General features: G+C 67.5%; 12 protein-coding genes. 4 read left to right on the top strand and 8 right to left on the bottom strand.

Going from position 1 to position 12,641, the window contains the following annotated elements; translation table 11 throughout:
* Window positions 1-18 precede the first annotated feature (18 nt).
* Window positions 19-762, top strand: coding sequence for a DJ-1/PfpI family protein (locus QGN31_RS13975; protein WP_036459034.1), 744 nt, complete (start codon window positions 19-21; stop codon window positions 760-762).
* 25 nt (window positions 763-787) lie between these two features.
* On the opposite strand, the gene QGN31_RS13970 is transcribed toward QGN31_RS13975, so the two are convergent.
* Window positions 788-1,462 carry a winged helix-turn-helix transcriptional regulator gene (locus QGN31_RS13970; protein ID WP_236600380.1) on the bottom strand — a complete coding sequence of 225 codons (675 nt, stop codon included), beginning with the start codon at window positions 1,460-1,462 and terminating at the stop codon, window positions 788-790.
* Window positions 1,463-1,575: 113 nt separating this feature from the next.
* Between QGN31_RS13970 and QGN31_RS13965 the strand changes: the two genes are divergently transcribed.
* Window positions 1,576-1,983, top strand: a complete 408-nt coding sequence (locus QGN31_RS13965) for a tautomerase family protein (RefSeq protein WP_201409406.1) — start codon at window positions 1,576-1,578, stop codon at window positions 1,981-1,983.
* Window positions 1,984-2,136: 153 nt separating this feature from the next.
* On the opposite strand, the gene QGN31_RS13960 is transcribed toward QGN31_RS13965, so the two are convergent.
* Entirely contained in the window at window positions 2,137-2,613 is a 477-nt protein-coding gene (locus QGN31_RS13960) for a nuclear transport factor 2 family protein (RefSeq protein WP_201409401.1), read from the bottom strand.
* Window positions 2,614-2,672: 59 nt separating this feature from the next.
* Here QGN31_RS13960 and QGN31_RS13955 point away from each other — a divergent pair, with 59 nt between their 5' ends.
* Entirely contained in the window at window positions 2,673-3,443 is a 771-nt protein-coding gene (locus QGN31_RS13955; protein WP_020822552.1) for an SDR family oxidoreductase, read from the top strand.
* Between the two features lie 7 nt (window positions 3,444-3,450).
* Here QGN31_RS13955 and QGN31_RS13950 read toward each other — a convergent pair whose 3' ends face one another.
* From QGN31_RS13950 to QGN31_RS13940, 3 genes are all read right to left on the bottom strand, one after another.
* Window positions 3,451-4,128, bottom strand: coding sequence for a hypothetical protein (locus QGN31_RS13950; RefSeq protein ID WP_201409400.1), 678 nt, complete (start codon window positions 4,126-4,128; stop codon window positions 3,451-3,453).
* A gap of 134 nt (window positions 4,129-4,262) precedes the next feature.
* Window positions 4,263-5,495, bottom strand: coding sequence for a serine hydrolase domain-containing protein (locus QGN31_RS13945; RefSeq protein WP_201409399.1), 1,233 nt, complete (start codon window positions 5,493-5,495; stop codon window positions 4,263-4,265).
* A gap of 64 nt (window positions 5,496-5,559) precedes the next feature.
* The gene (locus QGN31_RS13940; RefSeq protein WP_036459042.1) at window positions 5,560-7,404 is read right to left on the bottom strand and encodes a fatty acyl-AMP ligase; all 1,845 of its coding nucleotides are present in this window, start codon (window positions 7,402-7,404) and stop codon (window positions 5,560-5,562) included.
* Window positions 7,405-7,603: 199 nt separating this feature from the next.
* Here QGN31_RS13940 and QGN31_RS13935 point away from each other — a divergent pair, with 199 nt between their 5' ends.
* Window positions 7,604-8,071 carry an SRPBCC family protein gene (locus QGN31_RS13935; RefSeq protein WP_036459043.1) on the top strand — a complete coding sequence of 156 codons (468 nt, stop codon included), beginning with the start codon at window positions 7,604-7,606 and terminating at the stop codon, window positions 8,069-8,071.
* 59 nt (window positions 8,072-8,130) lie between these two features.
* Here the strand turns inward: QGN31_RS13935 and QGN31_RS13930 are convergent, their stop codons facing one another.
* The 3 genes from QGN31_RS13930 to aceA all read right to left on the bottom strand — a co-directional run bounded on the left by QGN31_RS13930 (window position 8,131) and on the right by aceA (window position 12,581).
* Complete coding sequence (locus tag QGN31_RS13930; RefSeq protein ID WP_009956988.1) at window positions 8,131-9,294, bottom strand: LLM class flavin-dependent oxidoreductase; 1,164 nt, start codon at window positions 9,292-9,294, stop codon at window positions 8,131-8,133.
* Between the two features lie 168 nt (window positions 9,295-9,462).
* The gene (locus QGN31_RS13925; protein ID WP_038538645.1) at window positions 9,463-9,873 is read right to left on the bottom strand and encodes a hypothetical protein; all 411 of its coding nucleotides are present in this window, start codon (window positions 9,871-9,873) and stop codon (window positions 9,463-9,465) included.
* Between the two features lie 419 nt (window positions 9,874-10,292).
* On the bottom strand, window positions 10,293-12,581 hold the full coding sequence (aceA, locus tag QGN31_RS13920) for an isocitrate lyase ICL2 (RefSeq protein ID WP_008256786.1): 2,289 nt from the start codon (window positions 12,579-12,581) through the stop codon (window positions 10,293-10,295).
* Between the last annotated feature and the right edge of the window lie 60 nt (window positions 12,582-12,641).

Here is a 12,641-nt window from a genome sequence, read left to right as displayed (position 1 = left end):
CCGGAAAGGACGACACTCATGACCCAAATCGCCTTCGTGGCCTACCCAGGATTCACCGCGCTGGACATGATCGGCCCCTACGAGGTGCTGCGCAACCTGCCGGGCGCGCAGGTGCGGTTCGTCTGGCACGAGGCCGGACCGATCACCGCCGACTCCGGCGTGCTGGTCATCGGCGCCACGCACACCCTGGCCGAAACACCCTCTCCCGACGTGATTCTCGTCCCCGGAGGTCCCTCGACCCCGGTCCATGCCCGCGATGACGCGCTGCTCGACTGGCTGCGCCGCACGCACCAAACCGCGAGCTGGACGACGTCGGTGTGCTCGGGCTCGGTCATCCTGGCCGCAGCGGGCCTGCTCGACGGGCGGCGGGCGACGTCGCACTGGCTGACGATTCCCGCGCTGAAGGCCTTCGGCGCCATCCCCGTGGCCGACGAACGGATCGTGCACCAGGACGACATCGTCACCAGCGCGGGTGTATCCGCCGGCCTCGACCTCGCGCTGTGGCTGGCCGGACAGATCGGTGGCGAAAACCGCGCCAAAGCAATCCAACTCGCGCTCGAATACGACCCGCAGCCGCCGTTCGACTCGGGCCACATGTCGAAGGCGTCTGCGACCACGAAGGCCGCGGCGACGGCGCTGCTGTCCAAGGACAGCGTGAAGCCCGCCAACGTCAAGGCCACGACGTTGCTGGCCTGGGAGCAGGCGCTGGGTAGGGTCCGGTCGCGGCGGCGCAGGCGCCAGCCGGTTCGTTTCCCCGCCTAGCACCGCCGACTGCGCGCCGTGAGCTTCACGCGTCAGGCGCAGGTTCGGCAGGAGCCGGCAAGGGAAACAGGCGCCGGAACCTCTCCACGACGGCGCGGTCGCCGACGATGCGTAGCGACCCGTCCTCGACCGTCGCGTCGAGCCCATTGTCGGTGCGGAGCAGCGACAGGAGCGTGGCCTGATCGGTTACCAGGGTGGCGTCCGGGTGATCGTCCTCGCCGCGCGTGAGGCTGAGCTCGCCGCCGGTGATGCGGAGCCGAAAGGGTTGACCGCTCAGATGGATTGCGATTGTCGCGTCCAACCCGGCTGCGGCTCGTCGGTCGAAAAGGGCTGTCAGGGAAAGCATCAGGGAGTCGACGCTCAGCGGAGCGTCGTAAGGCATGGACGGTGAGCGGCTGGCCCAGCGGGCCAGCCCGAGCACGGTCGGCGCCAATTCGGCCCCCCACGGCGTCAATTCGTAGACCCAGGACGCGCTGGGCGGGTTGAGCCGACGCCGGAGCACGACTTGCGCGTCGGTGAGCTCGCGCAATCGCTGGGTAAGCATGTCCGGACTGGCGCCGGGCAAGCCGGCCAGCAGATCCGTGAAACGTTTTGGGCCGAGCAGCAGCTCGCGAACCACCAACAACGCCCAACGCTCACCGACCAAATCCAGCGCGTGGGCCACCGCGCACCCGGTGTCGTACCTGCGTTTCCCTGCCATGAACGGCAGTCTACCAGTGCTAATTGGATTACCCAAGTTCATACTTGGAAATTCCAAGTAATCGGATTAGCATCGAACGTGTCCACCCGGACGACCATCAAGGAGAGGGAGTCATGCCCGTATTCACCGTTGACGCACCGATCGGTGCGCCACCGAACGCCAAGCAAAAAATGCTGAAGGAGATCACCGACGCGCTCGATGAGGCCTATCCCATCCCCGATACCCGCGGATGGCTGCGGGAGTACCCGGCTGACAACGTGTCCCAAGATGGTCGCGTGCGAGCCGAGCCGATCCGCCCGGTGGTTTCCTTGGAAGCGCCCGAACTGGCGAACCTCGACGCCAAGAGGAAGTTGGTGCAAAAGATCGAGTCGGCCGTCGGCGCGGCCTACGACGGCATCGCCAACATCGACGAAGTTCTCGTGTTGATCAATCACTACCCGTTACGCGACGTCGGCTGGCGGGGCAGCCTTCAATCCGACAAGCCGGAAATCGTTGAAGCGGTCGCCGCGCTGAACCGCTGAGATCCCGCACGGCAGCGGACTCGCCGATCGGCTTGGACCGGGGTGCAGACGCGGTGCTCTGGTCCAAGCCGGTACGGTGCGCGGGGACGCCGGTCGGCGTCAGCTTTTCGAAATGCTTTGGCGCGCAGTATGGTTGGAGCTTAGGTCGGGACGTTAAGCGTTGGGCTGCAGGATCTCGGTCGTGGCGAGCTGCCCGCCGGCCTGCATCCACGCCGCGACGACACCGGGCGCATCACGGTCGGGGTTGTAGATGTCCTCCTCGCTGGAGAACAGGCCGTTCCCGGCATAGTCCAGCCGGGTCCAGTTGGGGAACCAGAACGGTTCGCCGTCCGGATCGGTGGGATGGTCCAGCAGGTTCTTGATCATGACGACGACGGCGTCGTTGTCCTCATCGTGGGCGATCCAGTCGTTGGGAAAGCGCATGTGCGGAAACGGCGCCATCACCGCGACGATCCAGTCCCGGACCGCCTCGCGCCCGTGGAAGACGCCGTAGTGATGCTCGGTGTAGACGACGTCTTCGGTGAACAGATCCGCGAAGGGACGCCAGTCGCCCGACGCGCTGCACCCCTCGACGACCTTGGTGTAGTTCTCGACGGCTTTGTCGATTTCTGCCCTGGTGAATTTGCCCATAGCGGACACACTAGAACGTGTTTCGGTTTCGGGTTGCCCGTTGCGAATAGGGTTATCGAATGAACGTGTGGGACCTGTTCGACTTGCGCGGCAAGCGCGCGTTGGTGACCGGGGCGTCAAGCGGCATCGGCAAGAAGGTGGCCCAGGCGTATCTGCAAGCCGGCGCCCAGGTGGCCCTTGCGGCACGGAATTTCGAAGCCTTGCAACGCGTCGCCGCCGAGCTGGCCGCGGACGGGGAGGGCAACGTGGTGCCGATCCGTTGCGACGTGACCCAACCGGACCAGGTGGGCACCATGGTGGACCGGGTGACCGCGGAGTTGGGCGGCATCGACGTCGCCGTGTGCAACGCCGGGATCATCGCCGTCACCCCGATGCTGGAGATGTCGCCGGAGGAGTTCCAGCGCATCCAGGACACCAACGTGACCGGAGTCTTTCTCACCGCCCAGGCGGCGGCCCGGGCGATGGTCCGCCAGGGACACGGTGGCGCCATCATCACCACCGCCTCGATGTCCGGCCACATCATCAACGTCCCGCAGCAGGTCGGCCACTACTGCGCCTCCAAGGCGGCCGTCATCCACCTGACCAAGGCGATGGCCGTCGAATTCGCGCCCCACAACATTCGGGTCAACAGCGTCAGCCCCGGCTACATCCTCACCGAGCTCGTCGAGCCCCTCGAGGAGTATCACCGCCTGTGGGAGCCCAAGATTCCGCTCGGCCGCATCGGCCGGCCCGAGGAACTCACCGGCCTCTACCTGTACCTGGCCAGCGAGGCGTCCAGCTACATGACCGGTTCGGACCTCGTGATCGACGGCGGATACAGCTGCCCGTAGCGCTTCGTCACCGCTCGATCTCGCCGGAGATCCCGCGTTCGATCTTCGCCTGCGCAGTGGACGGCAGCACCAAAATGCCGTCGAGTTCGCCGCGGGCAACCTCGTAGGCGCGCTGACGTTCGTGCGCCGCCGCCGCGGGGTCGGCGGCCACCCGAAGCAGACTCTGGGCGCGGGCAATCCGTTGCTGATCCGCCTGGGAAAAATCGTTGCGGCGTCGGCGCATCGCTTCGGCCTCCGCGGCGTTGAACGCGGTCGCGTAATCCTCGACGGCTGCCATGTATTGGGCGGCGGCTTCCCGATCGTCGAGCAGATCTTCGGCCTTGGCGGGCCGCAGGAAGTCGGCGCGGAGTTTGGCCTTGTGGAACGCGACCGTCAGCGCATCGCGCATGTCGGTCATGAGCGGAAAGTCCAGCAGCTTGGCGACGTCGAGTTCGTACTCGAGCCAACGATCATCGGTGCGGTTGTGCTCGTCGAGGACGCGCCGGATCGCGCGCCACTGGGCCGCGTGGTTGTTGGCGGCGGCCCCGCCGGCGGGCGCGTCGGGCAGTGGCGCCCGGTCGGCTTCCCGCGGCTGCTCGCCGGCGCGCCGCCGGTAGGCACCGAACGCGCGCGCCGCGGCCACGATCGCGCCCGTCAGCGGCAGGATCACGATCAGCAGCTCCGCCAACCGGAATAGCAAGCCCACATGGCCAGGATGCCATCAGGACGGTCGGTGTTCGGTCACTCTGCGGGCGCACCCGCCGCCGAGCGTGGGGACTACGGACGAATCCGGTGCGGTTCGCGTCCCTGGGGCCCACACTCGACGCCGCACGAATCCGGTCAACTCTGTGGGCGCGCCCCGAGCACATCGCGAAACAACGCCTGCCGCAACGCGAGTTCACGGGGGTCGCTCCACAGGTGAAACCCGAGCCGGTTCATGACGTAGGCGAAGCCGATGCCGGTGTCGGGGTCCGCACATCCGAAGGAGCCGCCGAAGCCGGGGGTGCCGAAGGCCTTGTCCGATGAACCGAATGTGAAGTGCGGCACCGGCTTACAGAAGCCGAGCGAATACGCCACGTCTACGTGCATCACCTTGTCGCGCATGCCCTGACTCGGCGAGATCGCCGGCGCCGCCAGGGACTCGAGCGTGGCGGCGCTCAGCCCCACCTCGGCGCCTCCGGCGGCGGCGCTGCCGTACATGCGCGCCACCGATCTGGCGGTTCCGATGCCGTTGACCGACGGGATCTCGACCGCCCGGACGTCGTCGCGGTTGTAGTCGCCGTTGAACGCGTTGACCCCCCGTGGGACCCCGACGGTGCGTGCCGTCAGGCCGACGGGATTGAGCGAGGCGCCGACGAACCCGGGGGGCATCACGCCCAGGTGCAGAAGTGTTTCCGCCCGCACCCAATTGTGGACGTGGGCGACTCGCGTGCGGTCGACCGAGTCCGGCAGGCCGATGTGCAGGTCGAGTCCTGACGGCGTGACGATCTCGTCGGCCAGGAATCGGCCCAGGGTGCGGCCGGCGGGGTCGGTGCGGCGGATCAATTCGGATTCGTACCAGCCCAGCGTGATCGCGTGGTATCCGTGCCGGGTGCCCGGTCGCCACGCCGGTGTCTGGGCGGCCAGGATCGCCGACAGCCGCTCCGGGTCGGCCACATCGGCCAGCGTCGGCTTCGGTTTGAGCGCACACAGTCCGGCCTGATGTCCCAGCAGTTGGCGGACCGTGACATTCGCCTTTCCCGACTGGGCGAATTCCGGCCAGTAATCGGCGACCTTGGCGTCATAGGAGATGAGTCCGCGGGACACCGCCACCGCCACGACGAGGGCGGCCACCCCTTTGGTCGTGGAGAACATGTTCACCATCGTGTCGGGCCGCCACGGATCCTTGGTCAATCCGTTCCGGTACCCGCCCCACAGGTCGACCACCTTGGCGCCGTCGCGGTAGACGGCGACGGCCGCGCCGACTTCCGCGCCGCCGCGAAGAGTCGCGCGGAAAGCGTCGGCCACCTTGCCGTAGCCGGCATCCACGTCGCCGCCGATCAAGTCCGGCGACACCGTCATCTTGAGAACCATCTGGCGCCTCCGAGTGGAGATTAGCCAGCCAGGTGCGCACGCGGGGCCGGTTTGGGCGCCCCGGTCAGTGGGCGCTTAGGCCGCCACGGAGGTATTCGGCGCGGCATGCCCGACGGGCCAGTTTGCCGCTGGTGGTCCGCGGGATGGCGCCGGCCGGCAGCAGGCGCACGTCGGAGATTGTCAGGCCGTGTCGCCGCGAGACCGCCTCGTGGATCGCCTCGATCGCCGGCTGTGGGTCCTGACGGCTGGTGCCGGCGGCACGTTCGGCGACGACGACGAGCCGGTCGGCGCCCGGGTTGTTTTCGGCCGGTACGGAAAACGCCGTCACGTATCCGCGCCGAATCATCGGGGACGCTTCGGCGACGGTGGCCTCGATGTCGTGCGGATAGTGGTTGCGGCCCTCGATCGTGATGAGGTCCGCCATCCGCCCCGTCACGTACAGCTCGCCGTCGAGGTACAGGCCCAGATCGCCGGTGCGCAACCACGAGCGTTGGAGATCGGCGCCGTGAGCATGGCTGCCGTCGGTCAGTCGCGATCGCAGTTCGGCGCCGAACGCCAGCCGAGTCGCCTCGGGCAGGGCCCAGTATCCGCGACCAATGTTGTTGCCCTGCAACCAGATTTCGCCCACCTGACCGTCGGGCAATTCGGCTGCTTTGCCGGGGTCGACGATCACGGCCCATTCGCTACGTGCCACCTGGCCACAGGACACCTGAGCGACGGCGTTGGGAGCGTCCGCGGGAACGCGGACCGCGTGCCCGGCGCCCAGCTGTTCGCGGTCGAAGTACACCGCCGTCGCTTCCGCCGTTGGGGCGATGGTCGCGACGAGCAGCGTCCCCTCGGCGATGCCGTAGGACGGTTTGAACGCGGTGCGGGGCAACCCGTATGGCGCGAACGCCTTGTTGAAGGTCCTGATCGCGTCGATGCTGACCGGTTCGGAACCGATGATCATCACCACGTTGCGCAGATCGATGTCCTCGCCGCCGGTGGGCAGGCCGCGCTGTGCCGCCCACTCGTAGGCGAAGTTTGGCGCGGCGGTGACGACGTTGCCCTGCCGCGAGCCGTCGGACAGCGCCTGGATCCACCGCAATGGCCGGCGCACGAACGCGGCCGGAGACATCAGGGTGGAATGGCCGCCGTAGACGGCGGGAAAGCCGATCATCGACAAACCCATGTCGTGGTAGAGCGGTAACCAGCTGACGCCGTGGGTGTTTCGGTCCAAGAGGTCGATCGACAGGATCATCTGCACCAGGTTGGTGCCGACGGCGCGGTGGGTGATCTCCACGCCGACCGGCGGCCGGGTGGATCCCGACGTGTACTGCAGGTGCGACACGTCGTCCATGCCGAGCTCGGTCGCCTCGAACGACTCGCCGGCCGAATCGGGGATCTGGTCGATGGCGATCACTTCCGCCCGGCCCAGGTGGGGGTGGTCGGCCAGGAATTTCGCGACCGCGCCGTGCGCGGCGGTGGTCGTGAGCAGGGCCGTGGGCTCCGAGTCGCGCAACGCGGTATCCAGGCGCTCGGCGTGCCCGGGCAATTCCGGGGCGAACAGCGGGACCGCGATGGCTCCGGCCTTGACGGCCGCGTAGAACCCGGCGACGTAGTCGATGCCCTGCGGCGCGAGGACCGCGACGCGCTCGCCACGGCTCGCGACTTGCTGGATGCGCGCGCCGATGGCTTCCAGCCGGACACCGAACTGGGTCCAGGTCACCTCGTCGGCCTTGCCATCCCCCGGGCCGCTGTAATCGAGGTAGCGATAGGCGACGGCGTCACCGACGTTGGCGATGTTGCGGTCGATCAGGGATATCAGGTTGACGCCGGGTGGCAGCGCGATACCCCCGTCGCCGTCCAGGCAGTCCTCGATTCGGAGCAGCCCGGGGACACCGGCGTCGCGCCGGGAACCGTGATCCATGCCGCCAGTCTAGGCAAGCCGATCAGGCGGGCCCTACGCCGACGAATGGGGAAACGCCAAGAGCGGCGGCCGCATTCGCTCATTCCGTGAGGTGTAGGTGGCCCCGTGGCCGGGTCCTGGTCGGGCGGGCGGTAGCCTACCGGCGAGCGGCGTCCAGGGCCATCGAAGGCCGTAGGGTTTGCTATCACCAGGAGTTGTCATGTCGGGCCGGAAGTTCTCCTTCGAAATCACCCGTACCAGCAGCGCACCCGCCGAGACGCTGTTTCGGCTCGTCGCTGATGGCGCCAACTGGTCGCAGTGGGCCAAGCCAATCGTGTTGCGCTCGAGTTGGGCCCGCGAGGGCGATCCCGCACCGGGCGGGGTCGGGGCCATCCGCAAGGTGGGCATGTGGCCCGTCTTCGTGCAGGAGGAGACCGTCGCGTACGAACCGGACCGCCGCCACGCCTACAAGCTGGTGGGGCCGCCTACCCCGGCCAAGGACTACGCCGGCGAGGTGGTCTTCACGCCGAATGCGGCCGGCGGCACTAACATCCGCTGGACCGGCTCATTCACCGAGGGCGTTCGCGGAACCGGCCCGGTGATGCGCGCCGCGATGGGCGGGGCGGTGCGGTTCTTCTCCGGCCGCTTGGTGAAGGCGGCCGAGCGCGAGTCGAACGCCGGGCGTTAGTCAGCGCGAAATATGCGGTCCGCGAAGCACACTCGCGCGGCGGTTGGGTCGGTAAGCCGTTACTTGGACTCGACCTCGTCCTGATACTTCTTGGTCATGTGCGCGACCGCATCGAGCTGCGACTGCGCGAGGCTCTCCCGCGCCTGCCCGGCGCGCGCCGCCGCGTCCAGCGTCGGCTGAGCCTGGCCCTGAAAGTGCGGCATCACTTCGGCGGCGAACAATTCGGCGGATCGCCTGGTGGCGGCCGGATTCGCCCACTCGTGACCCATCTGCAGCATGCAACCGAACCCGCCGGACTGATCCCACAGCCTTTGCACCTGCTCGCGCGCCCGCTCGGGCGTGCCGATCACGCCCGCGCCGTTGTCGTTGATGACGTCGATCATCTCGTCGAGCTGTTCTCCCGGCATCGTCATCTGCGGGAACGCGGCCACCTTCTGGAAGTACCGGAACCAGGGCTCGATGCCGAACTTGACCTCTTCGCGGGCCTGCTTTTCTGTCTCGGCGAGATGGAACAGGCCGACCAGGCTCCAGTTGCGGCGATCGACCTGCGCGCCGAAGGTCGCCGCGCGCTCCTCGACGATGTCCCAGTGGTACGACAGCGCGTTGAAGCCCTCGACGGTCAGCGTCGCCCCGATGGACAGCAGCCCGATGCCGTGCTTGCCGGCCAGCCGCGCCCCCGTCGGCGACGCGACCGCGGCGACCGACAGCGGGATCCCGCCATCGGAGTACGGGGCGAGCTGCAACCTGGCGTCGAACAGCTGATGGGTTGCCGTTTTGGCGCTGACCGTCTCCCCCGCCAGCAGCCGCACGACGATGTCGAGGTTCGTTTCCAGCAACTCGCGCGTGTCGGTGGGGGTGAGTCCGATCATCGACGAGTCGCTGGGCAGCGAGCCCGGCCCGACACCGCCGATGATGCGGCCGTGGGTGAGATGGTCCAGCAGCATCAGCCGATCCGCGACCCACAGCGGATTGTGATACGAGAGCGAAATCACCCCGGTGCCGAACCGGATTCGCTTTGCACGTTCGGCGGCGGCGGCGATGAAAATCTCCGGGGAGCTGATGATTTCGCTTCCGGCGGAATGGTGCTCGCCTAACCAGACTTCGTCAAAGCCAAGGGCGTCGAGATGCTCGATGAACGCGAGATCACGCTGCAGGGCCAGCGTCGGATTGGTGCCCGCGCGATGAAAGGGGGCGATGAAGTATCCAAACCTGAGCTTGCCCATGGGATCCCTTTGCAGTCGAGTCCCCCGAACCATAGCTCAACGGGCGCTGCGGGAAGCCAGAAAAAACCCGAGAGTTATCAGCCGGTGGGGCCAGGTAACCATGGCCCCACCGGCTAGCGAAACAAGTCTGGGACTTCGAACTAGAACGGGCTCAACGCCAGTGGCTGATCACGGGTAGCCGCCGCAGACGTTGCCGACGCACCCGCCGCCACCGCCCGGGCCACCGCCGCCACCGCCGACGCCGGGGATGCTGCCGCCGCCGCCACCGGGACCGCCGCCGCCGGTCGGGCCGCCGGGGACGCTGCCGCCGCCGCCACCGGGACCGCCGCCGCCGGTCGGGCCGCCGGGCACGCTGCCGCCGCCGCCACCGGGGCCACCGCCCCCGGTCGGGCCGCCGGGCACGTTGCCGCCGCCGCCTTCACCGGGCGCAGTGGAGGGCGCGACGCTCGACGAGGGCGTGGTCGTCGGGGTGGTGGTGCTGCTCGGGCCCTCTTTATGACCGCCGCCGCAGCCGACCGCCAGTACGAGCATGGCCGCGCCGCCGAAAAGGGCGACCGTTGTCCTCGGTCCAGATCCCATCAGATCCCCCAATCTCCACTTGCGCCACACCGCGGCGCCCACTGTTTGTTACCCAGGGGCGTCGGCGCGCAAACTACTTCCGGCGCCGAGATTGCGACGGGAAAAGGATGGCCGTCACGCGGGTGGGCGTGGCCGGCCGGGAAAGTGGAGCGTGCGCGATCCCGTGGAGCGGAGCCGCAGCGGCACAAGGGAATCTGGCGAACGCGGGAACATGACCATCGAGGCTTTTAAAAGCCGATGGCCCATCTCGGGCCTATGGACCATCGGCGAAATAAATCGTATCCGGGTGCGGGCCTTCCCGTGGGCGAAATGTCTGACTCGTAAATTAGAAAATTCCTTATATTCACTAAGTAGACCGTCTTCCGATCGGGCGTGGGCCGCGCGCAAGCCTGTGACCAGGGCCGCAGCCGAAACCGCGGCTACCCCTCCTTGGTGATCAGCTTGCGCAGCGCCACGCGGTCGGGCTTGAGCAGTTCGGCGATGCGGGGCTGATTCACCTCGGCGACGATGATCTCGCCGACCTCCTGGTAGACCTCGCTGAAGATGCCGTGGGATTTCATCTTCGAGGTCTGATACAGGTTGTCCTCGGTCGGCGTCACATAGATCACCCCGTCGGCCTTGAAGCGGTGCACCAGCCAGAGGTGGATCAAGGTCATCAGCCGCTTCTGCCGGAGCTTCTCCGCGAAGGTGTTCTGGTCGCGCACCTGAAGGATGCTGCGGCCGTGCCGGTCCTTGATCGGGTCGACGACCACGTTGGCCAGCTGCTCGTCGTCGTTCCCGTAGATGCCGAGTTCGAGCACGTCCGAGCCGGCCCGGCGGGGCCGCAGTTGCACCCGCAGTTTCTCGCCGAGGTCGTAGTTCTCGCTCCACATCGCCAGCCACTCCTCGAGCAGCTTCTTCGGCACCTCGGTCTGCACCAGGTGCTGGTGCTGGGTCGAGCCTTCGCCCATCGACTTGGTGGTGGCGGTGCGGCCCGAGGAGGCCGTGAGCGCGGCGTCACTGCGCGGTCCCCCGACGAGGGTTTGCGGTGTGCGGTAAGGAGATTCGACCAGGCGCATCTTGCGCTGCAGGCGGGCCAGCGCCAGCATGCCGTCCTGTTGCAGCGAGGTGGCGAACTCCTCGGCGGCGACGCCGTCGATCTGGTGTCCGCCGTAGGTGATGAAGTTGAAGACGAAACCCATCTTGCCCAGTTCCTCGGGGAACTGCTTCATCTGCTCGTCGGTCATGCCGGTGGTGTCCCAGTTGAACGACGGGGACAGGTTGTAGGCCAGCATCTGGTCGGGGAACTTGGCGTGGATGGCGTCGGCGAACTGCCGGGCGTCGTCCAGGTCGGCGGTCTTGGTCTCCATCCACAAGAGGTCGGCGAACGGCGCGGCCGCCAGCGATTTGGCGATGGCGTACGGGATGCCGCCGCGGATCTGGTAGTAGCCCTCGGGCGTCTTCGAGAGTTCGCAGTCCCAACCGGGGTCGACGCCCAACTCCTTCGCCTTGGCCCTGGCCGAGTAGAGCGAGGCGGTCGCGGCGAACTCTCGCCACTCCTCGGCGCTCATATCGGCCGGTTCGCCCTCGCTGGCGGCGAACGCGAGCACATCGGCGACGGCCTCGCCGTAGGTCATCAGGCCGGCGTCGTCCTCCCAGGCCGCCACGAACCGCGACTCGACTTGGTCGAACAGGTCGTCGATCGACTGTTGACCGTCCTCGCGCCAGGCGTTGACGGCGTCGGAGACCAGGCCCTGGATCCCTTGGCGCTCAAGCCAAGCTGTGGCCTCGGCGTACTCCCCTTCGGGCAGCGCGTACAGCAGGTGGCCGTTGAGGTCTTTGACGCCCAGCTCGTAGAAGCGACGCACCAACGCCAGGAAGCACGACTTGTACGACGGGATCTTGAGGTTGGTGGCTCCGAGCAGGAACGGCTGGTCACGCTCGTCGGCCCGGCTGTCCAGCAGGTTGGCGGCCTCGGCGTCGGTGCGCGCGACGATGATGCCCGGCACCTTCATGATGTCGAGCTGGAAGCGCGCGGTGTTGAGCCGTTTGATCTGTTCGTCGGACGGCACCAACACCTTGCCGCCCTGATGGCCGCACTTCTTGGTGCCGGGGCGCTGGTCCTCGATGTGGTAGCCGGGCACGCCGACCTCGACGAACCGGCGGATCAGGTTGCGCACGTGCGGGTCACCGCCGTGGCCGGTATCAGCGTCGGCGATGATGAACGGCCGGTAGTCGTAGACCGGGGCCGCGGCGCGCTGCTTTTCGCTCATCTGCAGGCGCTGGTATTGCTGGTTGCGGTCGGCGGTCAGCAGGGCGCGCACCAGCACCGCGGCGTCGTCGGGCACCTGGCTTAGCGGGTAGCTGGCGAGGTCGGGTCCGGGATCTTCGGTGGTGGACCCCTTGGCCGAGGTGGCCCAGCCGCCCAGATAGATCCCCTCGATGCCCATCCGCTTCATCGCGACCGCCTGGCCGGGCGAGTACGGGCCGAACGTCGTGATGCTCTTCTTCTGGGCGAACAGCTCGCGCAACCGCTCGTAGAAGGCCGCCGCCGCGTTTCGTGCCACGGTGTAGTCGGTCGGGATGGTGCCGCGCTGCTCGGCTACCTGGCGGGCCGTGTACAGGCGGGTGATCCGGGAAAAGCGCGGATCGTCGAAGTATTGCTGCGTGGCAGCGACCTCGTCGTCGAACGATGGCCGGACTTGTGTGTCCTTGTCGATGATCGCCATGTCTTACGCCCCTCTCCGGCACGACTCCACTGAACGTGAGTCTATCCCCGCGAAGGGCGG

The sequence above is a fragment of the Mycobacterium sp. 2-64 genome, assembly GCF_035918375.1.
Lineage (GTDB): Bacteria > Actinomycetota > Actinomycetes > Mycobacteriales > Mycobacteriaceae > Mycobacterium > Mycobacterium intracellulare.
The sequence above is the reverse complement of the archived record's forward strand: the minus strand, read 5'-3'. Positions and strand labels throughout refer to the sequence as shown.

What these genes read in the sequence shown, in the direction of transcription:
- QGN31_RS13940 (WP_036459042.1), bottom strand. Translation starts at nt 7,404, where the DNA reads ATGGATCACGGTTCCCGGCGCGACGCCGGTGTCCCCGGGCTGCTCCGA.
- QGN31_RS13925 (WP_038538645.1), bottom strand. Translation starts at nt 9,873, where the DNA reads ATGGGATCTGGACCGAGGACAACGGTCGCCCTTTTCGGCGGCGCGGCC.
- QGN31_RS13955 (WP_020822552.1), top strand. Translation starts at nt 2,673, where the DNA reads ATGAACGTGTGGGACCTGTTCGACTTGCGCGGCAAGCGCGCGTTGGTG.
- QGN31_RS13970 (WP_236600380.1), bottom strand. Translation starts at nt 1,462, where the DNA reads ATGGCAGGGAAACGCAGGTACGACACCGGGTGCGCGGTGGCCCACGCG.
- QGN31_RS13975 (WP_036459034.1), top strand. Translation starts at nt 19, where the DNA reads ATGACCCAAATCGCCTTCGTGGCCTACCCAGGATTCACCGCGCTGGAC.
- QGN31_RS13935 (WP_036459043.1), top strand. Translation starts at nt 7,604, where the DNA reads ATGTCGGGCCGGAAGTTCTCCTTCGAAATCACCCGTACCAGCAGCGCA.
- aceA (WP_008256786.1), bottom strand. Translation starts at nt 12,581, where the DNA reads ATGGCGATCATCGACAAGGACACACAAGTCCGGCCATCGTTCGACGAC.
- QGN31_RS13960 (WP_201409401.1), bottom strand. Translation starts at nt 2,613, where the DNA reads ATGGGCAAATTCACCAGGGCAGAAATCGACAAAGCCGTCGAGAACTAC.
- QGN31_RS13965 (WP_201409406.1), top strand. Translation starts at nt 1,576, where the DNA reads ATGCCCGTATTCACCGTTGACGCACCGATCGGTGCGCCACCGAACGCC.
- QGN31_RS13930 (WP_009956988.1), bottom strand. Translation starts at nt 9,294, where the DNA reads ATGGGCAAGCTCAGGTTTGGATACTTCATCGCCCCCTTTCATCGCGCG.
- QGN31_RS13945 (WP_201409399.1), bottom strand. Translation starts at nt 5,495, where the DNA reads ATGGTTCTCAAGATGACGGTGTCGCCGGACTTGATCGGCGGCGACGTG.